Annotated in this window: 16 protein-coding genes and 2 pseudogenes; 9 read left to right on the top strand and 9 right to left on the bottom strand. The window is 57.2% G+C overall.

Translation table 11 applies throughout. From position 1 onward, the window contains the following. The 3 genes and pseudogenes from ACYP2A_RS00235 to ACYP2A_RS00225 form a co-directional block, all read left to right on the top strand. The coding region (locus tag ACYP2A_RS00235; protein ID WP_459741672.1) for a thioesterase domain-containing protein at window positions 1-1,514 on the top strand (1,514 nt) is incomplete at its 5' end. Window positions 1,515-1,645: 131 nt separating this feature from the next. Continuing rightward, window positions 1,646-2,059: pseudogene (locus ACYP2A_RS00230) on the top strand (transposase domain-containing protein); the annotation flags it as partial. Between the two features lie 45 nt (window positions 2,060-2,104). Next, window positions 2,105-2,268: pseudogene (locus tag ACYP2A_RS00225) on the top strand (transposase); the annotation flags it as partial. Between the two features lie 221 nt (window positions 2,269-2,489). Here the strand turns inward: ACYP2A_RS00225 and ACYP2A_RS00220 are convergent. The 7 genes from ACYP2A_RS00220 to ACYP2A_RS00190 all read right to left on the bottom strand — a co-directional run bounded on the left by ACYP2A_RS00220 (window position 2,490) and on the right by ACYP2A_RS00190 (window position 12,769). Beyond that, window positions 2,490-4,889: a TonB-dependent siderophore receptor gene (locus ACYP2A_RS00220; RefSeq protein WP_459741671.1), complete on the bottom strand. Its 2,400-nt coding sequence runs from the start codon at window positions 4,887-4,889 to the stop codon at window positions 2,490-2,492. A gap of 92 nt (window positions 4,890-4,981) precedes the next feature. Continuing rightward, window positions 4,982-6,631 (bottom strand): cyclic peptide export ABC transporter, encoded by a 1,650-nt coding sequence (locus ACYP2A_RS00215; RefSeq protein ID WP_459741670.1) that lies wholly within the window; start codon window positions 6,629-6,631, stop codon window positions 4,982-4,984. A gap of 18 nt (window positions 6,632-6,649) precedes the next feature. After that, on the bottom strand, window positions 6,650-7,975 hold the full coding sequence (locus tag ACYP2A_RS00210; protein WP_459741669.1) for a lysine N(6)-hydroxylase/L-ornithine N(5)-oxygenase family protein: 1,326 nt from the start codon (window positions 7,973-7,975) through the stop codon (window positions 6,650-6,652). Further along, window positions 7,972-9,042: a GNAT family N-acetyltransferase gene (locus ACYP2A_RS00205; RefSeq protein ID WP_459741668.1), complete on the bottom strand. Its 1,071-nt coding sequence runs from the start codon at window positions 9,040-9,042 to the stop codon at window positions 7,972-7,974. Before ACYP2A_RS00205 ends, ACYP2A_RS00210 begins: the two co-directional genes overlap by 4 nt. Window positions 9,043-9,195: 153 nt before the next feature. Next, window positions 9,196-10,068 (bottom strand): dihydropyoverdine dehydrogenase, encoded by an 873-nt coding sequence (pvdO, locus tag ACYP2A_RS00200; protein ID WP_459741667.1) that lies wholly within the window; start codon window positions 10,066-10,068, stop codon window positions 9,196-9,198. A gap of 50 nt (window positions 10,069-10,118) precedes the next feature. Further along, on the bottom strand, window positions 10,119-11,405 hold the full coding sequence (gene pvdN / locus ACYP2A_RS00195) for a pyoverdine-tailoring periplasmic protein PvdN (RefSeq protein WP_459741666.1): 1,287 nt from the start codon (window positions 11,403-11,405) through the stop codon (window positions 10,119-10,121). Then, entirely contained in the window at window positions 11,402-12,769 is a 1,368-nt protein-coding gene (locus tag ACYP2A_RS00190) for a dipeptidase (RefSeq protein WP_459741665.1), read from the bottom strand. Before ACYP2A_RS00190 ends, pvdN begins: the two co-directional genes overlap by 4 nt. A gap of 160 nt (window positions 12,770-12,929) precedes the next feature. On the opposite strand from ACYP2A_RS00190, the gene ACYP2A_RS00185 reads away from it, so the two are divergent. Beyond that, window positions 12,930-14,054, top strand: a complete 1,125-nt coding sequence (locus ACYP2A_RS00185) for a cupin-like domain-containing protein (protein WP_459741663.1) — start codon at window positions 12,930-12,932, stop codon at window positions 14,052-14,054. A 43-nt stretch (window positions 14,055-14,097) separates the two neighbouring features. On the opposite strand, the gene azu is transcribed toward ACYP2A_RS00185, so the two are convergent. Further along, the gene (gene azu / locus ACYP2A_RS00180) at window positions 14,098-14,547 is read right to left on the bottom strand and encodes an azurin (RefSeq protein ID WP_459741661.1); all 450 of its coding nucleotides are present in this window, start codon (window positions 14,545-14,547) and stop codon (window positions 14,098-14,100) included. A gap of 161 nt (window positions 14,548-14,708) precedes the next feature. On the opposite strand from azu, the gene pvdP reads away from it, so the two are divergent. Then, the gene (gene pvdP / locus ACYP2A_RS00175) at window positions 14,709-16,322 is read left to right on the top strand and encodes a pyoverdine maturation tyrosinase PvdP (protein WP_459741659.1); all 1,614 of its coding nucleotides are present in this window, start codon (window positions 14,709-14,711) and stop codon (window positions 16,320-16,322) included. A gap of 2 nt (window positions 16,323-16,324) precedes the next feature. On the opposite strand, the gene ACYP2A_RS00170 is transcribed toward pvdP, so the two are convergent. Further along, a complete protein-coding gene (locus ACYP2A_RS00170; RefSeq protein ID WP_459741658.1) occupies window positions 16,325-17,329 on the bottom strand; it encodes a FecR family protein in 1,005 nt (334 codons plus the stop codon). Window positions 17,330-17,476: 147 nt separating this feature from the next. Here ACYP2A_RS00170 and ACYP2A_RS00165 point away from each other — a divergent pair, with 147 nt between their 5' ends. The 4 genes from ACYP2A_RS00165 (at window position 17,477) to ACYP2A_RS00150 (ending at window position 23,009) form a co-directional block, all read left to right on the top strand. Further along, window positions 17,477-17,959 (top strand): sigma-70 family RNA polymerase sigma factor, encoded by a 483-nt coding sequence (locus ACYP2A_RS00165; protein ID WP_459741656.1) that lies wholly within the window; start codon window positions 17,477-17,479, stop codon window positions 17,957-17,959. 86 nt (window positions 17,960-18,045) lie between these two features. Then, window positions 18,046-20,325, top strand: coding sequence for a bifunctional acylase PvdQ (pvdQ, locus tag ACYP2A_RS00160; RefSeq protein WP_459741674.1), 2,280 nt, complete (start codon window positions 18,046-18,048; stop codon window positions 20,323-20,325). 316 nt (window positions 20,326-20,641) lie between these two features. Beyond that, window positions 20,642-21,487 carry an IclR family transcriptional regulator gene (locus ACYP2A_RS00155; protein ID WP_459741654.1) on the top strand — a complete coding sequence of 282 codons (846 nt, stop codon included), beginning with the start codon at window positions 20,642-20,644 and terminating at the stop codon, window positions 21,485-21,487. Between the two features lie 130 nt (window positions 21,488-21,617). Further along, entirely contained in the window at window positions 21,618-23,009 is a 1,392-nt protein-coding gene (locus tag ACYP2A_RS00150; RefSeq protein ID WP_459741652.1) for an MFS transporter, read from the top strand. Window position 23,010: the final 1 nt, after the last annotated feature.

Raw genomic sequence — 23,010 nt, 5'->3', positions numbered from 1 at the left:
CCGGCGGCGTGGTGGAGTACGCCGGTCGCATCGACCATCAGGTGAAGATTCGAGGCTTCCGCATTGAGTTGGGCGAGATCGAGGCGCGGGTCAAGGAGCATCCGGCAGTGCGTGAGACGGTGGTGCTGGATGTGGATGGGCCGACAGGCAAGCAGTTGGTTGCCTATGTCTTACCTGTAGATCCATCTGCGATAGCAGAAGGTAAGGCTGCACAACTGGGGACAGTATTACGTAAATATCTAGTTTCGTGTTTGACTGATTACATGGTGCCTGCGCACTTCGTTATGCTCGATATGTTTCCATTGACCCCTAATGGGAAACTCGACAAAAAGAGACTGCCTGCACCGGATATACATCTCAAAGGCCGGACAAACGCTTTACTCAGGACTCGACTGGAGCGGCAACTCGCTTCTATCTGGCAAGACGTATTAGGTATTGAGGGCGTAGGGCTGGGCGATGACTTCTTTGAAGTTGGCGGCAACTCTATACTGATGTTGAGTGCGCTGGGGAAAATACGCGAACACATAGATGGCCAGTTTGCCATGCATGAGTTCATGAAAAGCTCGACACTCGAAGCGCAGGCAGACGCGCTGCGTAATCGAATGGAAGGGTGCCAGTCGAGCCTGGTGAAAATAAATACCCATCCTGCCACCAAGCCTGGTTTGTATTGCTTGCCTCCCGCCGGAGGCACGACCTTTCCCTATTACCCGTTGGCCAAGGCACTCGGTGCGATTTGTCCGGTGTATGCCTTGCTTCACAGGGGATTCATAGAGAACGGTTTCCACTATGAAAGTTGGGATGAAATGGTGACGCATTACCTTGGCGAAATTACCCAATCTCAACCGACAGGGCCTTATAGCTTGCTAGGGTGGTCTTCGGGTGGCGCTTTGGCAATCGAGATTGCCCATCGTCTGGAGGCCTCAGGCGAAACTGTTAATGTGTTGGCTCTTGTCGATACCATGTTGCCCCAGACGCTGGCGCGCTTTCATAAACCTGAGGGCAGCGACGAGCAAGTTTCCCCTGTAAGTCTTGCCGACCTGGGTGAGCGTAATCTTGCTGCGATGATCATGATCCGAGGCTTTTTCCCTGAGCAAAGCGATGAGGATATTTTGTTGAAAGTACTGGAAGGCAGGAAGTCAGGCTTCCAGGATGACGCGTTGGTCGACTTTATGCTGGATGAGTTGAGCGCTCGTCGAGGTGAGAACGCTGATGTATTGAAAGCGGCCTATCATGCCTATGCCAAAGAGGCTGAGTTTGCAGTGGGGTATGACATCTACGGAAATATTGCGGCGTTGACTCATGATTTTTCCCTGCGGCCTCTTAACGTCCGTCCGCATCTTTGGTGGTCTTCGGTGTCTCGTAATAATATTGATGAGCTGGAGGCATTGTTTATCGCCTCCTGTTCGCAGTGCGGTGTGGCGGCCTCTGAGAGGCTCGACACTCCCCACGAGCGAATGGTGTATGTACCTGAGTTTCTCAATGGGCTGTCCGATCATATCGGGAAGTGTCTCTGATTTTAGGGGGGTTGAATGATGTCTGCTCAATACCGATAGAACTGGCGGGTATGAATGAATAGGGGTGTGCAAGGAATGCATGCCCTTGTTTTTTTGCGTGTATATAATTTTCCTTTTCCGAGGGCTACGGTGACGCTGAACGTAAAGTCGGTCGTCACGAAAAAAATTTTCCGATACTTGCTCAGTTGAAAAGCTGGATCGGAAAGGCGCAGCCACAGTTCACCGCTCAGAACGCCTTGGGTAAAGCAATCAGTTACCTCGCAAGCACCTGGAGAAAACTGGAACGATACATCGAGGAAGGCTACTTAATGCTCGACAACAACGCCGCTGAACGCGCGACCGTCCCTTCGTGACAGGAAGAAAGAACTGGCTGTTTAGCGACACGCCTAGAGGCGCGACGGTCAGTGCTCAACTTTACAGCCGGCCGAGACTGCTAAAGCCAACGGCCAAAAAAACTATGCGTGGCAGCTCCTGCCGGTCGCCTCTCAGTTGATGATTACGAAGCCTTGTTGCCGTGGAACTGCTCGCCAGCATCACCTAGCTGAGCGCGCCTATCTTGAGTTCAGTGGAGTTTATGGAGCGCATTACGAAATACCGAGCTGGACCGAAGTCTTTATCGAAGCAGGAACCTAGTCGAGAACGCCTTTGCCTGGTTAAAAAATACCGAGCAGTAGCGACACGATACGACAAGCTCAAGAAGAATTACGAAAGCTTGATTGTCATGGCGTGTGCTTTCATCTGGTTACCAATGTGAAGTAGCAAAAACGCTATCGTTGGTGACATTGTAGAGCATCGCTGAAACTCAGATCTTGCGCTTGATGAAAAGTGGCTGAGTCGTTTCTGCGGTCGCGTTGCTGTAATAGATAAATAATCGGCCAGCTCATGTCGTTGGCCAGGTCGCGGATAGTAGCGATATGTTGAGTGTCTTCGGTGCCAACAAAATATGCTTGTATTGGTTGGCAGCGAAGAGGGATGTTAGTATGTGTATTTTAGAGATGTCATAAAGTTTCGCGGCGTACCATAAGAGCCGCGACTTCCAACATAGGCGTATTCTTTGTCAAAAAGATTGTTAATGTTGGCGGAGACAGATAGGTTCTGGCTGATGTCATAGCGGCCCATCAGGTTGAAGAGTGCATAACTTCCCTCTTGAATGAGCTGGAGGTTTTCACTTGTTTTACTTTGCCAGTTAAATCCGCCGCCAATCGTGACCTTGTTTAGTGCACCTTGAAGACGATAAGTGGTGAATGTTTTCCAGCTGTGCCGTGGAGCTCGGGTAATGATGCGTTCACCTTCATCGTTATGGGTGACGCTGTAGACATAGCCACTGCTAAGATTCCAGCCTTCGGCTAGCTCACCGTTAAACTCAAGCTCCACCCCCTCGGTGGTGGTGTTGTTGAACATCTCATAGGCGGCGTTGGTATTGACCCATACCGCTAGATTGTCTTGATTAGTCTTGAATACAGAAAGGCTAGAGTTCAGACGACCTTCGTTGAAGCTGGCTTTGATACCAGCCTCATAGCTGGTACCTTCTTCCGGTGCGGGGTTTGCAATGTACTGGTTTATAAAAGAGTCTTGTGGCTGAAAAATACTGGTGTAACTTGCGTAGAGAGACCATGTATCATCCAGTGCATAGACGATACCTGCATAAGGTGTGAAAATTCCAGTTTCACGACTGCTGGTCTTGGTTGTTCTGCCCGTGGTTAGTGATTCAGTCTCATTGTTTTTCCTCCAGTCGGTGAAACGGCTACCTAAGAGAAGGCTTGCGCGGTCTGTCAAATGAAGTCGTGAGCTGATGTAGGCGCTATATTGGTACTCGTTACCGTTACTTTTTGCTGTCTTGTTATAAGTGGGTTTTGGCGTGTCTTCTACCCACGTAAGGTAATTAGGGATAGAGTAAGTTGAGGGCGTCATTGTATAGGTGGGCCCGTTCGTTTCAAGCTGAGTTAATGTAACGCCCCCAATAAGTTCGTGCTCGCGCCCGAACAGGCTGAAAGGGCCTGTAACATAGGTGTCAAGATTTTCCTGCTCCGTAGTGTTAACCCAGTAGGGACTTAGCAGTCGGCTGCCGGCACCTGTCGCTTTATCGACGGAGCCTTGGATCGACCCATTAAGGGCTTTGTAATGGTATCTGCTATATGTCAATTCGCTCTTTAGGCTCCAGCCGGAAGCAAATTTATGCTCAATCGATGTAAAGGCTGTGCTCAGATCATGATCGTAATAGGCCCAGGTTGGCGTGTCGTTATCTGATGCATTGGTATCAATTTTTTCGCCGTTGCTATAAAGCATCGGGAAGATCGAAGTTGGAGAGTTGGTGTCTCTAGTGATGTGGCTAAATCCAAGTGTGATCAGTGTATCATCACTTAGATCGAGTTCACTGATGCCGTAAATACTGGTTTTCTCCTGCTCATAGTTATCAGTCCAGCCATGTTGATGTTTGTAATCAACGACCATCCGCCCTCGAATAGTTTCGTTATCGTTCAACGGGCCTGACACATCCATGCCGCTGCCATAACGCTGCCAATTTCCGGCTTCGGCAGTTAGCGATATTTGCGGGGCAAATGTAGGACGCTTACGGATCATGTTGATGGTGGCTGATGGCTTGCCAAAGCCACTCATGATACCAGTGGCGCCGCGCACTACTTCAATTCGATCGTACATGGCTGTATCTTGCAGATAGTTTGCCATCGACGATGCAGTGGGTACGCCATCAATCTGAAAGTTATTAATTGTTGAGCCGCGAGAGAAAATTTGCGGAGAGTCTCCGCCGTAGGCAAGCGCTTGTACAGTCACACCTGTTGTTGCATCGAGTGCGTCGGCTAGGTTATCCAGTTTTTGGTCTTCCAGACGCTGGCGTGTTAGTACAGTCACTGATTGTGGCGTTTCTTGAGGCCGTAAATTCAAACGAGTTGAACTGCTGGTAGATACCGTTGTATAAGACCCGGTTCCCTCGGTAATCGACCCTGGCGCCTTACCCGAAATCGTCACCGACGAAAGCTCCATCGCCTCCCCAGGCGATGGCACTATCAGCGTCAGCGTATTGCCCGTGATCTGATAACTGACCCCCGTCCCGCGCAACAGAAGATTGATCGACTGATCCAGGCCGTAGTGACCATTCACGGCAGTAGAGCGCAGGCCTTGTACATCGCCAGGGTTATAAAGAAGCTGAACATTGGCTTGTTCTGCAAAGACCTGCAGGGCCTTGTCAAGCGGCTGTGCCGGAATGTTCAGATTCCATTCCTGAGCCTGAACCTGAGAAGCCAGGGTCATGGAAAGAGCCATGCCCAAACCGGTCAGCGACAGTTTCGGGCGAATAGCGTTACGCATCAGCAATGCTGTTGCCAGGGGAGTCAGTTTGCTCAAAGTGTGTGCGGGCATGGTTTTCTCTGTTTTTGCAATTGAGAATTTTTTCTTTTCGCATTACTTCAACGCTTCAACCCGAAAAACCGGAAGGCTTGCGTCGAGATTTTTCAGGCAGGCAGAGCTTCGCTTCTAACCTTGCCCGATTCCATGCGGACCAACTGATCAGCGATGTCGAAATACCGGTCATCGTGGCTGATGACAATGATGGTTTTGCCCAGGCGTTTCAGGTCAGGCAGCAGCTCGGTGTAGAAAATACGCCGGAAGGTCGGGTCCTGATCGGCCGCCCATTCATCAAATACCAGCACCGGACGGCCTTCCAGCCATGCGCTGAGCAGTGCCAGGCGTTTGCGCTGTCCGGTGGACAGGTCGGTGGTACTGAACGCGCCATCGCGAATCGTGACCTTGTGGCCGATTTCCAGACGCTGCAGATAACGCTCGGCCTCTTTTGGTACATCGCCGCCGCCCTGCACCAGCTCGTCGAACAGGTAATAGTCGGCGAACACCGTGGTAAACAACTGGCGATAGTCGTCCCTGTTCTGGGCGACGATGGGCTGGCCGTCCAGGAGAATTTCGCCCTTCTGTGGCGCGTAGAGTCCCAGCAGCAGCTTGATCAGCGTGGTCTTGCCACAGCCGTTCTCGCCAACAATAAAGACAATCTCGCCTTGTTCGATGCGCAGGTTTACCGGGCCCAGGCGGAACGGCTCGCTGCCTTGTACCGCAGGAAAGGCATATTGCACATCACGCAGTTCCAGACTCTGTAGGGTCAGCGCTTCAGGGGCCTTGTCTTCAAGCAGCAAGTGCGGCTCTGGTGAGGAGAACTTTTCCGACAGTTCGGCGATACGGCGGAACGCGATCTGCGCACGGCTGATGATGGGCAGTGTGCCGATCAGATGTTCCAGCGGGCCTTTCATGTAAAGCAGCACCAGCACGAAGCCGCTCATGACGCTTTTATCGGCATTGGGCCAGTAAGCCTGAAAGGCGAGGGCCAGGCCGATGACGACAAAGAACAGCATCGAGCCAAAGGTCTTGGCCACCACGAAGATGTTGATGGCGCGAATTTGCAAGTCACGAATACGGTTGGCTGTGCCCTGGATACGCTGGTCGAACATCCGCTGCCGGCGCGGGCGATGAATGCGCAGTTCTTTGGCGCCCTCGGAGACAGCGCTGTAGTACTTCTGCAGTTCGTCCTCGGTTTCCCGGGCCGCCAGAAAGTTTTTGATGCCATGGCTGCGCGCGAAGTATTGCACCGTAGTACCTATCGCAATCGCCACCACCATCAGCAGGAACATTTGCCAGGACAGCATGGCCAGGTAACCCAGACAGCCGAGTGTCACCGTCAGTGAGATCGCCAGAGGCGCGAAGGCGAAAGCAAAGTCGCTGATGGTCCCGACGTCATGGGTCAATACCGGAATCAGCCGATGGGTGCGGTAGCGTTCGATTTGTTCGATAGGGGCAGACATGACTTTTTCGCCGAGCGTCTTGCGCAGCCTGACGACAATGTTTTGCCCGACATAGTTGGTGCCGATATCGGACACGATTGAACAGCACAGCGCGATCAGGCACAGGCCGGCAAAGCTCAGCACGATGCCTTGAGTCATACCGCTGTCAGAGTGCAGCACCTTGTTGATCGTAGCCAGCAGGGTGGTGATGCTCAGCCCCCCCACCATGCCCAGGACGATCGAGATCGTCACGATTGGCCAGAAAGGTTTGAGCAGCGTCATGAGTTCGCGAATGGCGCCGCGGGTTGGCTGGGACATAAACAATTTCCTGCTGGGTCAGGCGCTGATCAGCGTGGCAGCCTGAGACTCGTGGGTGGAGGTCTGGATTTTCAGGGCCTTGTACAGCGCCTTGCCGATCTCTTCGCTGCGCATCGGCAGGACTGAAAGCAGGGTGTCGCTCAGGCCGTGCGAGGTTTCACAGAAGCCTTGCAGAAATACCGGCGCGAGCAATGCGGGCGATGCCAGGGCTCGATAGTCGCGGTCCACTTCAAAGCCGTTGAGGTGGCTTTCCAGCGGTTCCAGCAACGAGCGATGCGTACGGCGTTCATAGCCGGTCGCCAGGATGATGGCGTCATAACGATGAGTGCGTTGCTGGTTGGTGGCCAGGTCGCGCAGGGTCAGCTCGATGCCTTGATCGCTTGTATGAACGGCCTCGACCTGTTGCCGGCACAGCACGGCGTGGCGGTATTGATGAGCGACTTTCTGGCGATACAGAATGCCGTAGATGCGCTCGATCAATTCCGGGTCGACCACCGAGTAGTTGGTGTTGTGGTATTCCTTGATCAGCTTTTCGCGATCCTGTGGTGTTTGCTTGAACACCAGGTCGGTGTACTGCGGGGCGAAGATTTCGTTGACGAATGCACTGTCGTCGGCGGGTTTGAGGGCCGTGCCGCGCAGAATCATCTCGACCTTGACCGACGGGAAGCTGTCGTTGAGGTCGATGAATGCCTCTGCCGCGCTTTGCCCGGAACCGATGATCGCAATGCGCATCGGTTTGCCTTCGCTGCAAGGCAGTTTGCTCAGGCTGGTCAGGTAGGTGGAGTGGTGGAAAACCCGTGGGTCGTCCTTGTAAGGCGCGAAGGCGTCCGGGATTTTCGGCGAGCCGCCGGTGCTGATTACCACCGAACGGGTATGGCGTACGTGCTCCTGGCCATTACCGGCTTTTGATATCAGCTTGAGGTGGTGAATGGCGCCGTTGTCGAACTGCGGCTCAATGCGCGTGACCTCTTCGCCGTATACCGCCTGTCCGGCAAACTGCTCGGCCACCCAGCCCAGATAGTCATTGAACTCCAGTCGGCAGGGGTAGAAGGTCCCGAGGTTAACGAAGTCGACCAGGCGATCCTGCTGCTTCAGGTAGTTGACGAAGCTGTACGGGCTGGTCGGATTACGCAGGGAGACCAGGTCCTTGAGGAAGGAAATCTGCAACTCGCTTTGCGAAGAAAGCGTATCGCCATGCCAGCGATAATGCGCCTGCTTGTCGATAAACAGGGCATTGAGAGCCTTGCCGTTAAGTTGCGAAAGCTCCTCCAGCGCAATGGCCAGGGCCAGGTTGGAGGGGCCGAAGCCGACGCCGATGACATCATGAATGGTTGCGGAGCTCATACCTTGAATCCTTCCTTCGGTGGTTTGATGCTGTCCAGAGGTTGGTACAGCCGCTCGGAAAAGAAGCGCTCACGCGTCAACATCACCAGCAGTGCGCGCTTGTGGGGAAAATCGAAATGCTTGACCTTGGCGAAGCCGCTGCGGTCGAAGTTGGCGATCTGCCGCTCATTGTCGTGGCGCGGCTCACAGACGATGCGCTGGGTGCGCGGGTCGTCGAGAAACAGGTAATGGCAGATCGACGAGAACCAGGCGGTGTAGAACGCCTTGCCGCGAAACGCCTCTTCGCCGACCAGCAGGTGCAGGCCGCGGTCGTAATCGCCGGCTTCGTAGAAGGGCGAGATACGGTCTTCCTTGGCCCAATAGACTTCGAAATAGCCAAACGGCTGGCCATCGAAGCGGCCGATCAAGGGCAAGGTGTGTGGATCAGCCAATTGCTTTTGCAGGTACGCACGATGTTGCTCAAGACTGCCTTCTTCTTCCCAGAATTGCGCCACGCGCGGGCTATTCATCCAGCGGTTGAAGGCGGGCAAGTCATGTTCGGGATCGGCTTGCTGGAAGGTCAGGGTCTGGCCCAGCCAGGGGATATAGCGGCTATAGAGCACGCCTGATGGTGCGACCGGACGCAGGGGATGGCGCTTGCTCTCGGTGATGACGTACTGCTGGGGCGCGACCCCAAACGAGTGCTTGCCCAGCCAGGGGCGTGGGTCTTGCCACAGAGACTGCGCGGAACAGAGATACGTGTTCACGTCTACCTGACGCAACACGCCATCAGCAAGCAAGGCATCAATCGCAGTCGATGCTTCAGACGTAACGATGGTCAGGCTCTTCAGTGACGGACGTGTTGTAAATGCACCTTCAAAAGCGCCGAGCAACGCTTGCTGCTCTATAGACGGGTTCAGATAGTTGATCCTGCCTTGCAGTTGATCAGGCGCAGAACCGTGCAATACGATTTCGAGCTGCACCGTGGTATCCAGTGCAACGGCCAGTTTGTCTGTCGAGTAATGAACGTGTAGCTGGCGATCAGGGTAGAGACTGCCAAGAACTGGCAGGCCGGCTTGGGTATCCATCGGGGCTGTTCCGCGCTTCAAAGACTATGGCTGTAAAACGAAGCAGCGGCGGGGGGATTTAGTGGTGCAGACGTCGTCGCGAAGGGATTTTCAGGTTTGCTTCGACGGGAAGCGCAGGCTGTATTTACACGCTGCGGCTTCCCGTACTCTGGCTTAGAGTTCGCGTGCGACCCGGAAGCCGAGGAAGTCGCCGCGCGTGGTTTTCAGCCGGTCGTTGCGATTGGCCGAGCGCGAGAAGATTGGCGGTTCGCCCCAGTCGTTACCACGCATATGCGCCGACTCGCATTCCCCGCCCTCGATCCAGGCACTGCCATCGGCAGGTGCACCGACATAATCCTTGTGCCAGCAATCGGCAACCCACTCGTAAACGTTGCCATGCATGTCATACACGCCGAAGGCATTGGCCGGATAACTGCCCACTGGCGAACTGTAGGCATAGCCATCGGCGGGACCATAGGTATTGGCGTGCTTGCTGATCTGGTACTCGCCTTCCTTGTCGAACGGAAAAGGGAAGGGGCCTGTCGAGCCTGCGCGTGCAGCGTATTCACGCTCGGCTTCGCTGATCATCCGGTAAGGCTTGCCGGTTTGCTTGGCCAGCCATTCGCTGTAAGCCTGAACCTCGTGATAGTCGATGCACACGGCAGGCTGCCTTGGGCCTTGCTTGTAGCTCGGTTTGCTTGCTTCACACCAGCGTCCAGGGCGCTTGTCACCGCTTTTGATCACGACTCCACTCGCCTTTATATAAGCATCCAGCTCGCCGGCGGTAACCTGAAATCGGCTGATCGCAAAAGGTTTGGCAAAGGTCACGGTGTGCTGCGGGCCCTCATCGGGTTGGCGGCCTGCTTCGTCTTCCGGAGCGCCCATGACATAACTACCGGCCGGCAAGACAACCATCTCCGGGCAGTCTTTGCAGTCCTTGAAGACAGTACCGGGCCTGGTATCTGTTGGCGTTTGCGCGAAAGCCAGTGGTACGTTGAAAGACAGTGCCAGCAAAGACGCCAGCAGATATTTATAGGGACGTTTCATACGGCTCCTCTGAGCGATGGAAGTGTCTTGATGTGCGCGGGCTAATGGGTTCACGCTTTTTTCGCGATCAGCTGTATGGCCCTGTCCACCTCGGCTTCGGTGTTGAGCAGCCCTGGGGCCATGCGCACGACAGGCCCCGCATCGCGGCTGACGGAGTCCACAATGATCCGGTTCTGATTGAGGTAGGTTGCAAGCGCTTCATCGTCCAGGCCCGCCATGCGGAAGAAGGTGAAGCCGGCAGACAGAGTGCTGCTTTGCGGGGTGACCAGTTCAACGCCTTTGATCGATATCAGCTGCTGTTTCAGGTAGCTGTTCAGTTCGTGTATTCGTTGCTGAACATTGGCCTTGCCAAGTTGCAAGTGCAGTTCGAACGCTTTGCTGGCTGCCCAGCGATACTCGAATGAATGGTAGCCACCGGGCGTAAAGGTCGTTGCAAAGTTCTTGGCCTCGGAGAACGTTGCGCTGAAAGGAATCAGGTCCGTTGTGTTTTCAGAGGCGGCGCAAATGATGCCGGTCCCGCGCGGGCCGAACATCCATTTGTGTGTCCCGGAAATGAAGAAGTCACAGTTCATTTCGGGGAAACTCAGGTTCTCGACACCAAAGCCATGTACGCCATCGACGCAATAGATGATTCGGTCTTGTTCTGCGCGGTCTTTGTTTTTCTCTTTGACCAGTTCACCGATCTTGCCAATCGGCAATTTGACGCCGCTGCCCGAGTGAACCCAGGTCATGCCCAGTACGCGGGTTTCAGGCCGGATGCTGCGAGAGATCACATCCAGTATTTCGTCTTCGGACGCCTGCCGGGGGCTCTTGAATAGACTGATCTTGCGCACGAGGCTGCCATCACGCTGGGTCCGGTATTGCAGGGCGTATCGGGTTGAATAGTGCTCATGTACCGTGGTGAGAATCTCTTGTCCGGGTTTGAGCTTTAGGCCGCCATAGACAATGCTCAGTCCTTCGGTGGTGCTACCTGTGAGTGCTATTTGTCCGGGTGCAACATTCAGGTAGCGGGCCGCCTGAACCCGGACTTCATGTTCGTGCTGCCAGACTTCTTCTCGGTCATAGTCCAGAACCAGGGCCGGGTTTCGATCCAGGCGTTCACGGTGGGCTTCAATCGCCGCGCGGATGGGCGCGCAGTGAGAGGTGACCAGAAAGTTGGCGAAGTGGGCGTAGTTGAAATCCAGCGGGAAGAGCTGCCGGAATTTTTCCCAGTCAGCAGTAGTTGAGAGGGCTGTTTGGGTGGCGGCGTATGAGGGCAATGAACGGGCACCCAATGCCAGCCCGGCGCTGATCAGCCCTGTGTTCTGGATAAACGCCCGTCGAGTGGTCGTATTCATGGCTTGTTCACCGAGATGCCTGTATGGGGCGGGATTGCCAGCGTTTGTACCTGCTCCCACACCCGCAGAAAGTTACCGCCCCACAACTTGGCAATGTCCTCTTCCGAGTAACCACGCTGAATCAACTCGGCAGTAACGTTGCGGGTATCCCCCACATTCTCCCAGCCAATAATCCCGCCGCCATCGTTGAAGTCGGAACTGATCCCCACATGGTCGATACCGATCTTTTTCACGGCATAGTCGATGGCGTCACCGAAATCCTTGAGGGTTGCTTTGGGATCGGTGTCGAGAATGGCGTACAAGGCGCCGGCATACTCGCCGAACTTCTTTTCCGGCCAGATCGAGAACACCGGGTCGGCCGGCATGCTGGCCTGAGACAGGTTCTGCACATTGGGCAAACCAAAGCCGGCGCGCATTTCATTGATCTTCTCCAGGGTCTCCTTGGAGAAAGGTTTCAGATACGAAGAAAAGCCTGGAATCTGCACGACCCCGCCGGTATCCCGGATCAGGCGCAGCTCTTTATCCGTCAGGTTGCGCTGCAAATCGACCAGGCCCCTGACGCTTGAGTGCGAGGCAATGATGGGCGCGCGGCTTAGCTGTGTGACCTGCTCCAGTGCCTGGCTGGACATCTGCGACACATCGATGACCACGCCCAGGTCGTTCAGCCGTTGTACGGCCTGGCGCCCCAGTGGTGAAAGGCCGCCATGTTCATCCGGCGAGTCACCAAAGAACGGCATCGGTCGTGAAGAGTCGGCCCATGCATTATTGGCAACATAGCTGAAGCCGAAGATACGCATGCCACGTGCCGCCCAGTCATCCAGCTTTGACACATCGTCGCCCAGCGGATAGGCATTGAGCATGCTGATGACAATGGCGAATTTGCCCTCGTGGGCCAGGCGTTTGAAGTCGGCAGGCGTATAGGCGATGCCGGCCTGGTTGGGAAAGTCCCTGGCGATGCCGGTAATGATCCGGTAGCGGGTTTCCAGCTCGTGGCGGGCGGCCTCGACAAAGCCCGGCGTTGGCCGATGGGGACCATTGGCGCCGTTCCAGAATTCCGGCCAGGACCAGAGGGTCAGTGCCGCACCACTGAGACGGCCACGCGCCGCCTTGACCAGGTCGAACTGGGTGCGGCCATCCTTGTTGGCTTCGTTGCCTGGAGCGCCAAAGTTGGGCTGGATATCGATATGGCTGTCGAACGAGAGAATCCGCTCCTGCATCTCGTTGGCGCGTCGGGTGATCTCCGAAGGGTAGGGTTGTACCCGGCCAATGAAAAACCACCAGGCCAGAGCCGCCGCGGCGACCAGTGCGGCCACTGTCACGATGCTCAAGATTAGCCATTTCCTGGCTGCGCGACTCATGCTCATCAAACTCCCGGGCTCTATCGACGTGTACCGGCTGACTGCCGGTGATTGGGGGAATAACGAGTCAGGTGCGGCTGAATTTAACCTTGAGTGGCTTGAGATAATTTCAGCGCGGCGCCATTCGTTTACAGGACATAAATCTGGCGCTCAGGAGAAATGACGTATGGATGTGCTCGCGGTATTGACCCGTTTATTTTCCGGCGCGCAGGCGGTGGGTGTGCAGGGCGTCTTTCAGTTCGATTTCGGTCAGGACAATACCGTGTGGGCCGCAGTGAGCGACACGCTGGACGTACGTCCTGGCCGGCACGCGGCGGCCGACGTCACCATTGCCGTGGGGGCTCAGGAGTTTGCCGGCATTTTGCAGGGCACTCAGGATGTCGAGGAGCTGTTTGCCAATGGTCGCTTGAAGATCGATGGGCAAATGGGGCTGGCGACCATGTTGCCGCAAATGATCAGCGCGGCGCGGCGCGGCACGACGGTCGAGCAGCCAGCGGTCAAGATGAACCAGCGCTATCCGGCACGCGAGCGTGCCAGCGATCGACTTTCTGCCGGGCAGCCTCCTGTGCAGGAGATCGAGCGGCGTCCATTCAACAGCCTGTCGGTGGAAGATTTTCGCCGCGACTACCTGCCCTTCGGTACGCCGGTCATTCTCACCGATGCCCTGCGAGACTGGCCTTTTTTCAACATGAGCCGCGAAGAATCGATCACCCACTTTGCCGAGCTGAAGGGCATTACCCGGCATGGCGATTACGCGGAAAAGACCTTTTCCACAGACCGTGATTTTCGCTCGACCTCCATCGCCGAGTTCATTGAATCGCTGGAACGGCCGCGCGCACCGGGGGAGCCTGCGCCGTATATGGGCAACAACGTCGTGCCTGCGCAGTTGCTGGAACTGATCCGCTTTCCGGACTATTTCGACGCTTCGCTGTACATCAAACCGCGCATCTGGATTGGCCCCAAAGGCACACTCACGCCGTTGCACCGCGATGACTCGGACAATATGTTCGCCCAGGTCTGGGGCCAGAAGTCGTTCATTCTCGCAGCGCCTCATCACCGCGAAGCGCTGGGCACCTGGTCGACCTCCGAAGGCGGTGGGCTTGAGGGCTGTGACGTAAATCCCAATAACCCGGACTATGAAAAATTCCCGGCTGCCCGTGATGTGCTGTTCCATCGCATCGTGCTGGAGGCGGGGGATTTACTGTTCTTGCCCGAGGGTTGGTTCCATCAGGTGGAGTCGGTGTCGACGTCGCTGTCGGTCAACTTCTGGGTCAATTCCGGGCGTTGGTAAGAAATACAAAAAGGCCGCCTCGCGTGGCGGCCTTGCTTGATAGTCAGGCGCCGAACTTCAAACGACCCTTCATCAGCACGGCATGGCCAGGAAACGAGCAGAAGAACTGATAATCCCCGTCGGCTTTCAGCTTCGATGTGTCGAAGGTCACGCTGTCTTCTTCGCCACCACTGAGAAATCGGGTGTGGGCAATGATCCGTGCGTCATCGGCCTTGAGATAGCCATTTTCGACCCCGGCCGTACTGCCTTCATCGAGGATCGCCTGCATGTCGCTGGTCTGGCTGAGAATCCAGTTATGGCCCATGACTTCCTTGGGCATGGTGCCGGGGTGTTTCAGGGTGACGGTGAAGCTCTTGCAGCTTGCCGGTACAACGATCTCGTTCTTGTCGAAGGTCATCATGTCGGTGCCATGGATTTCGGTGGAGCAGTTCTCTGCCGACCAGGCCAAACCAGGCAGGCCCAACGTAAGAGCCAAAACTAAAGCGCGGTACATGTCATTCTCCAGCTGCATTTCGAAAGTTCTGCAAAGCAGACGAACAAGCGGCGAATCGTTTTAGTCGTTGATGTGTCGCGCGCCTGCATAAATTCCGGCGCAGGCCGTTCGTTCTTGGGGCAGGTGCTCTGACCAGAGAGCGGACAAGCGGATGGGGCTAGATGAAGTTTTCTCGGCGTGGGTTGCTCGCAGGTGCGGCGGCGGTGGCTGCAACGGCAGGTGGGATCGGGCTGCCGGTTTTGGGCTACAAGCGCTATCAGGCGGCTGAAGAGGCGGCGCTGGTCGAAGAACCCACCATCGTTCCGCCCACGCTGGGGCAAAGCCTGTTGGCCGGGCGTTTGGTCGGTATCTGGGATTTCCGTTTGCTCGATGGGCAACAGGCGTTTGCCGATCTGGCCGGTGAGGGGCTGGAGCTGTTGCTGGACGTCGGCCCGTCCGGGCGTGCGTTGCGTGGCCATCTGGGGCAGCGTCCGTTCAAGGAGGGCGGCTTTGAGGTCTTTGGTGATCTCAATACCGGCAAGGAGCCCAATCTGCGCTGGAAGCTGGCAGGCAAGCAGGGCCGGGCTTATGAGTGCGCGGCCATCTTTGACGAAGTCTGGGGTGTCTGGAGCGCTGGCGGTGGTGAGGCGACACTCAGTGGCAAGGTGCGCCTGCGTGGCAGCCAGGTTGGTTTGTCCACCGTGCAAGCCAGTTTCGTCGCGGTACGCCGGCCCTTTATCCAGGCGCATGAGCGGCTGCCGTATACCGACGAGTTGCACGCCTGGCTGATCTCCCATGAGCATCGCCTTTATCACCAGCTCTGGCATGCGACCCGTGACCGCTGGCATCGCCTCGACAGTGATCGTCAGCAGTCATTGCGCGGTCTGGGCTGGCAGCCGGGGCCGCTGGGGCACGAGCGTGATGCGCGGGGCAAGTACCGGCACAAGAACGGCTCCGGTGAGGACTTTTTGTACATGCACCGGGGCATGCTCGGGCATGCGCGCAGTTTTCAGGAATTGAAATCGTGGCAGCGCTTTCCGGCGCCCCGGCCATTTATTGGTCATGGCATCCAGCCGTTCGTGGATTACATGGAAAACCACGATGGTTATTCGGTGCCGCCTGCCTGGGAATCGCAAGGCGACGATGCCTTCAACCAGTGGCTGCGGGATGTGAAAAGCAGCGAGGGATACTACGGCAACTTCCAGGTCTGGGAAGCGCAGTACCAGAACCCCGATTACCTGAGCACGATATGCCTGGGCGAACTGGGTAGCCGCATCGAGCTGGGGCTGCATGACTGGCTGCACATGTGCTGGGCGGCGGTGTGCCGTGACCCAAACAGCAAGATGCCGATGCTGTATGACCGTCCGCAAAATGACTTTCACGAGCGCTGGTTTCGTGCAGAAAACGACTATCTGGCCGATGCGTTCTCATCCCACGTCAACCCGGTGTTCTGGGCGTTTCACGGCTGGATCGATGACCGCATCGAGGACTGGTTCTACGCCCATGAACAGGCCCATCCCGGTGAGGTGCGACGCAAAGAAATCAATGGTGTGTCATGGTTTGCCAAAGGGCGCTGGGTCGAGATCGATGAGCCGTGGCTGGGCCCGGCGGAAGCGGGGTGCGGGTCTTGGGGGCGCAGTAATGGAGGCGGTGGCGGCGAACTGGATATAGAAACCATGAAGCTGGCGCTGCATGTCATTCATGACCGTGAAGAGGAGGTGCACCGGCTGGCCGGGCGCATCCCGCGCCGTCCCTGGTACGGCCGCTACCTGCCTCCCGGGCCTGGAAAAGTCTGATTTCAACCCGACTTGCGCTTGATCACCGTCTCACCCTCGTTGTTACGACTCAGTACCACCGGCAGCACCTTCGGCAACGCCTGCACCAGGCTGGCGATGTCGTGGGTGTTGTAGATGCCGCCAATGCGCAACTGCGCTGTCGCCGCATCGGCCACATGCACCGGCGTGTCGAGGTAGCGATTGATCTGCGGCAGGGCGTCGGCCAGGGTCAGGTTGTCGAGGATCAGCTTGCCGTTGCGCCAGGCCAGCGTGTTGTCCAGCGAGGCGGCGCTGACCTGCGGGTCGATGCTTGCCTGGGTGTAGCGCGCCTGCATGCCCGGTGACAGGTAGGCGACCCGGTCGCGCTCGCGCTTGTCGCCCAGCACCCTGACCGAGCCTTCGGCCAGCGTGACCACCACTGAATCCTTGTAGGTCCAGACATTGAACTGCGTGCCGGTGACCTGAATCTGGCCAAAACCCGCGTTGACCATGAACGGATGCGCCGAGTCGTGCTGCACCTTGAAGAAGGCCTCGCCCTGGCTCAGGGTCACGCTGCGCTGGTCCTTGTAGTTGCTCCAGGACAAGCGGGTGCCGATGTTCATCTGCACCTGCGAGCCATCGGCAAGGGTCACTTCGCGCGTCGCCGATTCGCTGTCGAAGCGCTCGTAACTGTCTGGAATCCAGCCCTGGTTCCAGCCGATCAAGCCGGCCAGCGGCAGGGTGAAGGCCAGCGCCGCAGCGGCCATCATCGGACGTCGCAGTGCACGCTCAGGCTTGGGGCGTACAAGCGGGATGACTTTCGCAGGTGCTGTGGTTGCGGGGTTTGCCGCCGGCAGAAACTCGCTGATGTTCCAGATATCCAGCATGGCGTCGAATTCACGCTGATGGGCCGGGTCTCTTTCCAGCCATGCCTCAAGTGCGGCACGTTCCTGCCCGGAAAAGTCCGCTTCATGCAGGCGCATGCACCAGTGCGCCGCTTCATCGCTGATACGGTCATGGGGCGCAGGTGTAGGCGTTTGGCTGGGCATTGAGACTACCGATATGGATGAAATTATCTTGTAACAGACTGCATGAAATTCTTTTTATGCGGATGAGAATTATTATACAGTTGGTCGTTTTTTAATATAGCGACTGAGTGTCAAGGATCCGATATACGGTTTCCTGACGGAGCAAACATGGAACAGTACTATCAAGGTCTGCTGGGCTATCTGACGATTAGATTACGCGATCGTAATCTGGCCGCCGATGTCGCTCATGACGCTTATATAAAAGTACTGGAAAGCCCGCGCTTGGCGGGGCTTGAATACCCTAAGGCATTTCTTTATCGCACCGCAATCAACCTGTGTGTGGATGTATTTCGTCGCGGTGTGGTGCGCAACAGTGAATCGCTGGGCGATATCGTCGCCGAAGAAAGCCCGCATGCGCACAGCCCGCATGCCACGCTGTACCAGATGCAGCGCGCGGAAATGGTCATGAAGGCGCTCGAAGAACTTCCCGCCAACTGCCAGCAGGCTTTTCTGCTGCGCAAACTCGACGGCCTGTGCCACGACGATATTGCCGGCGCGATGGGTATTTCCAAGGCCATGGTCGAGAAACATATCGTCAATGCGATGAAGCATTGCCGTGTCCGGGTCTCGGAAATGGAACGCCTTTCTTAAGCTTAAATTTATCCCGCGTTCGCACGTCCCTCATGCATCCCGATGAGTTGCGCCCGTTCCGGGCCGCTCAATGATCTGCAAGAGGTATTCAGGTGCGTCGAAGTCTTCTGGTCAGTGCCCTGGCCGCGCTGCTGCTGTCTCAGGCGGGGTGTACCCGCGATGTGTTGAACAGTGGTGAAACCGAAATCCGCTGGACATCCTTCGGCATTCCTCACATCAAGGCCAGCGACGAACGTGGCCTGGGCTATGGCGTGGGTTACGCCTATGCCCGCGATAACCTGTGCCTGCTCAGCGATGAAGTGCTGACCGCCCGCGGCGAGCGCTCGCGCTTTCTGGGGCGTGACGGGCAATCGACCGCGCGGCTGGGCAATGTCCAGTCGGACCTGTTCTTCACCTGGCTGAACAGCGACAAGGCGGTCGACGACTACTGGAACGCGCAACCTGAGCCGGTCAAACAATTGCTGACCGGCTATGTCGCCGGCTTCAACCGCTACCTGAGCGAGAAGGGCGCGCCGCAGGCCTGCAAGGGCGCCGAGTGGGTGCGGCCGCTGCACGAGAAGGACATGGTGCGGCTTATCCACAGGCTGATGGTCGAAGGCGGCATCGGCCGTTTTGCCGAGCCGCTGCTGGCCGCTGCACCACCGACGTCGCGGGCTGCGCAAAGCGCAAGCATCGACCCGGAGCGGGTGCTGGGTTCTGTCTACGAGCGCGGCAGCAACGCGGTAGCGGTGGGCGGCGAGCGCACCGAGAACGGCCGTGGCCGGCTGTTGGCCAACCCGCATTTCCCGTGGTTCGGCGCGCTGCGCTTTTATCAGATGCACCTGACCATCCCCGGCAAGCTGGACGTGATGGGTGCTTCCCTGACCGGCTTGCCGGTGATCAATATCGGCTTTAACCGGCAACTGGCCTGGACCCACACGGTGGACACCTCCGGGCATTTCACCCTGCGCAAGCTGACCCTGGACGCCAAGGACCCGCAGCGTTATGTGGTCGATGGCAAAAGTTATCCACTGCAACAGCGGCAGGTGCAGATCCAGATTCGTGAAGCCGATGGCAAGTTGAGCACCCAGACGCAGGTGATCCATGAATCGCGCTTCGGCCCGTTGATCAAGTGGCCAGGCGTTGCCGACTGGGACAGCAAAAATGCCTACGCCTTCCAGGACGCGAACCTGGCCAACACCCGCGCGGTGGAGCAGTGGTACGCCATGAACCGCGCTGGCAGCGTGACCGAATTGCGCGATGCAGTGCAGCGCATTCAGGGCATTCCGTGGGTCAACACCCTGGCCGCCGACCAGCAGGGCCAGGCCGCCTATATGAATGTCTCGGTGGTGCCCAATGTCGCCTTGTCGCAACTGCAAAGCTGCGTCGTTCCGGCGCTGCAGGCGCATGGCCTGCCGGGCCTGGATGGCAGCCGTAGCGCCTGTGACTGGCAGAACGCCGAGGGTGCGGTACAGCCGGGTATCGTACCGGGCACGCAACTGCCGGTGCTGCTGCGCAAGGACTTCGTGCAGAACTCCAACGACAGCGCCTGGCTGAGCAATCCGGCGCAACCGCTGACCGGCTTCTCGCCGCTCGTCAGCCGTGAAGGCTCGCCACTGGGCCTGCGCGCTCGCTTTGCCCTGACGCAACTCAATGGCCTGGGGCAAGCGCCGATCAGCGAAGCGTTCCTGCGCGGGCTGGTCACCGGCAACCATGTGCATTCGGCCGACCTGTTGCTCGATGACCTGCTGCAATGGTGTGGCGCGCCTAAAGGTGGCAGCGAATTCCAGCGTGCCTGCTCGGCCATGAAGGCGTGGAACCGCAGCGCCGGGGTCGACGCCTCGATTGGCTGGGTCTACTTCCAGGCCTTCGTGCGCGAATTCCAGGCGCAAGGCAAAGGCTGGCGCGTGCCGTTCGATGCCAAGGATGCGCAAAACACCCCGCGCGGTATCGCCTGGCAACAGCCGGAAGTCGCCAGCGCCGTGGCCGATATGCTGCGCAAAGCCGTTACTCAGGTCGATGCGCTGAAGCTGCCTGCCGACGTGACCTGGGGGCAACTGCAAGTGGCCGAGCGCAACGGCAAGCGCATCCCGGTGCCGGGCGGCGACGGGCGTCTGGGCGTGTACAACGCAATGCAGAGCACGCCGCAAAAAGACGGCACGCTCAACGTCGTCAGTGGCAGCAGCTATATCCAGTTGGTGAGCTTCGACGACAAAGGGCCGGTGGCGCAGGGTGTGTTGTCGTTCTCGCAATCCAGTGATCCGGCCTCGAAGCATTACGCGGATCAGACCGAGCTGTTCTCTCGCCAGCAGTGGCCAGTGCTGCCGTTCACTGACGCGCAGATCAAGGCAGACCCGAACCTGGAGGCTGTGCGCTTGAAGGAATAACCGCGCGGCAGGTGATGGAAACGAAAAGGCCCGGAATCTTCATGGCAGAAGATTCCGGGCCTTTTTATAGGTGTCTTCAGGCTGTCTTTAGCAGCCTGTCATTGAAAGTTAATACTTATAAATCAAATAGTTAGTTCGTTATTGTCCGTAGTTTCGATTCACAAAAAATCCTGCCAATAGCCATTCATATATTCAAAAAGAATATAAAAAGCCAAATCAGCAAGATAAATCGAATAGGACACAAAGCGGCAAGCTGGTATTCTATATAAGAGAAAAATATTTCGCAATCCGAAAAAACAAAAAAGGTGCGAAGAACATGTTGAAGAGCGATAAAACTGCAACTGCCTCTCTACAAGAGCCGGACGACAAGAAGTTACGCAGTACCGTCCAGTCGCTGGCCAAAGGTTTCCGGGTGCTGGAAGCGTTCTCTGCCGACAATGAAGAACTGACCCTGAGCCAGATCGCCGCTGCCGCCGATCTCGACCCCGGCACCACCTTCCGCATGCTCAACACCCTGGTCGAACTGGGTTACGTCTCCCGTATTCCGGAAAGCCGCCGTTTTGCCCTGACCCTCAAAGTGCTCGATCTTGGTTTTCACGCCATCGCCCGCACCGACCTGCGCAGCATCGTGCGACCGATCCTGCGCGGCCTGGTCGGTGAAACCAACGAGGCCGCCAGCTTTGCGGTGCTGCAAGGCGCCGATGTGCTGTATCTGGAGCGGGTCCGTGCCGGCATCACCCGCCTGGGTGTCGATATCCGCGTCGGCACCACGGTGCCGGCCACGCAGACCGCCATCGGCCAGTCGATCCTCGCGTTTCTGCCTGAAAAGGAAGTGGACAAGGTCCAGCAACTCACGCCCCTGACCCCGTTCATCATCAAGCCCCACGCCAGCGAGCTGGAACTGCCCGACCTGCTGGCACGCATTCGCGACGATGGCTACATCCTGACTGAATCGCTGTTCACCGACGGCTTGCGAATCCTGGCCGTACCGGTGCTGGACATCGACGGTTATCCCGTCGGCGCGATCAGCATTGCCGCACCGACGGTGCGTTGCTCGGCTGAAGAGCTGCGTGAGCGTGCCTTGTCTTCTGCACTGGAAGCGGCAGTTGCTATCGGTAAAGCACTGGAAGCCAACGGCAGTATCGGACCCACGTGTAACTGATACCTGAATAAGTAAGAGGCAAGTTGGTTCTTCAACTTGCCGGCCGTACTCGACAAATTCAAGCACTGTGCGTATTGCACGGCAGGCCCGCGCACGCCCGACAATCCGAACAACAAGAAGAGGAAGTGCCATGTTGATGCAGCAAGTAGAAACAGAACCTTTAACAGAAGGAGGAAAGAGCCAGGCCAATATCAGTGCCCGCCTGGAACGCTTGCCGATTACCCGGCAAGTGTTCTGGGCGCGTAACATTATTGGTGCCGCTACGTTTTTTGATGGTTACACCGTAATCGCCATTGCTTATGCCATGCCGGTACTGGCCAAGGAGTGGAACCTGAGTGCCACCCAGATCGGCATGATTCTGTCGGCCGGTTATCTGGGGCAGTTGTTTGGCGCGGTGTTCTTTGGCTGGCTGGCCGAACGCATCGGGCGCATGAAGGTGCTGACCTTTACCATTCTGCTGTTTGTTGCCATGGACGTGGCCTGCCTGTTTGCCTCCAGTGCGGTGGCGATGATGACGTTCAGGTTCTTGCAGGGCATTGGTACCGGTGGCGAGGTGCCGGTCGCCAGTGCTTATGTCAACGAGTTGATCGGCTCGAAAAAACGCGGTCGATTCTTTCTGCTCTATGAGGTGATGTTCCTGCTTGGGCTGGTCGGTGCCGGGATTATTGGTTACTTGCTGGTGCCGATCTACGGCTGGAAAGCCATGTTCGCGGTCGGGCTGGTGCCGGCGATGCTGCTGATTCCGCTGCGCTTTTTCCTGTTCGAGTCACCGCGCTGGCTGGCCTCCAAGGGCCGTCTGGTTGAGGCCGACCGCATCGTCACTCGTCTTGAAGACAGTGCTATCAAGTCCGGCAAGACCCTGACCCCGCCGGTTGAAGTGCCACCCATTCAGAAGCCGAGCGCAGGGCAGGGCTGGAAAGAGCTGTTTCGCGGCATGTACTTCAAGCGTTCGCTGGTCATCTGGGCGATGTGGTTCGGTGCCTACATGGTCGCCAACGGCCTGATCACCTGGCTGCCGACGCTGTACCGGCAGCACTTCAATCTGCCGCTGGACACCAGCCTGGCCTACGGCTTCATGACCTCGGCGGCCGGTGTGGTGGCGGCGATCATCTGTGCCTTGCTGATCGACAAGGTCGGGCGGCGCCGCTGGTACATCGGTGCGCTGTTTCTGGGCGCGATACCGCTGGCTGCGCTGGCGCTGACCGGTGCGACCACGCCGCTGCAAATCCTGCTGCTGGCCGGGCTGGGCTATGCGCTGATCCAGACCGTGACCTTCTCGCTCTACCTGTACTCGGCCGAACTGTACCCGACCCGCTTGCGGGCGCTGGGCACCGGGGTGGGCAGTGCCTGGCTGCGACTGGGCTCGGCCACCGGCCCCCTGGTGGTCGGTGTGGCGGTTTCCGGTGCCGGTGTGCACTACGTCTTCGGTGTGTTTGCAATCATTCTATTAATTACTGGTGTCATCACCGCATTGTTTGCCATTGAAACCAAAGGACGGATTCTCGAAGAACTGTCGCCGTAAT

Source organism: Pseudomonas sp. 3A(2025) (genome assembly GCF_054589175.1).
Note: the sequence above shows the minus strand (reverse complement) of the source record. Positions and strands in the feature narration are given on the sequence as shown.

Excerpts from the sequence above, each read along its gene's own strand:
- ACYP2A_RS00220 (WP_459741671.1), bottom strand. The coding sequence starts at position 4,889 with ATGCCCGCACACACTTTGAGCAAACTGACTCCCCTGGCAACAGCATTG.
- ACYP2A_RS00215 (WP_459741670.1), bottom strand. The coding sequence starts at position 6,631 with ATGTCCCAGCCAACCCGCGGCGCCATTCGCGAACTCATGACGCTGCTC.
- ACYP2A_RS00210 (WP_459741669.1), bottom strand. The coding sequence starts at position 7,975 with ATGAGCTCCGCAACCATTCATGATGTCATCGGCGTCGGCTTCGGCCCC.
- ACYP2A_RS00205 (WP_459741668.1), bottom strand. The coding sequence starts at position 9,042 with ATGGATACCCAAGCCGGCCTGCCAGTTCTTGGCAGTCTCTACCCTGAT.
- pvdO (WP_459741667.1), bottom strand. The coding sequence starts at position 10,068 with ATGAAACGTCCCTATAAATATCTGCTGGCGTCTTTGCTGGCACTGTCT.
- pvdN (WP_459741666.1), bottom strand. The coding sequence starts at position 11,405 with ATGAATACGACCACTCGACGGGCGTTTATCCAGAACACAGGGCTGATC.
- ACYP2A_RS00190 (WP_459741665.1), bottom strand. The coding sequence starts at position 12,769 with ATGAGCATGAGTCGCGCAGCCAGGAAATGGCTAATCTTGAGCATCGTG.
- ACYP2A_RS00185 (WP_459741663.1), top strand. The coding sequence starts at position 12,930 with ATGGATGTGCTCGCGGTATTGACCCGTTTATTTTCCGGCGCGCAGGCG.
- azu (WP_459741661.1), bottom strand. The coding sequence starts at position 14,547 with ATGTACCGCGCTTTAGTTTTGGCTCTTACGTTGGGCCTGCCTGGTTTG.
- pvdP (WP_459741659.1), top strand. The coding sequence starts at position 14,709 with ATGAAGTTTTCTCGGCGTGGGTTGCTCGCAGGTGCGGCGGCGGTGGCT.
- ACYP2A_RS00170 (WP_459741658.1), bottom strand. The coding sequence starts at position 17,329 with ATGCCCAGCCAAACGCCTACACCTGCGCCCCATGACCGTATCAGCGAT.
- ACYP2A_RS00165 (WP_459741656.1), top strand. The coding sequence starts at position 17,477 with ATGGAACAGTACTATCAAGGTCTGCTGGGCTATCTGACGATTAGATTA.
- ACYP2A_RS00155 (WP_459741654.1), top strand. The coding sequence starts at position 20,642 with ATGTTGAAGAGCGATAAAACTGCAACTGCCTCTCTACAAGAGCCGGAC.
- ACYP2A_RS00150 (WP_459741652.1), top strand. The coding sequence starts at position 21,618 with ATGTTGATGCAGCAAGTAGAAACAGAACCTTTAACAGAAGGAGGAAAG.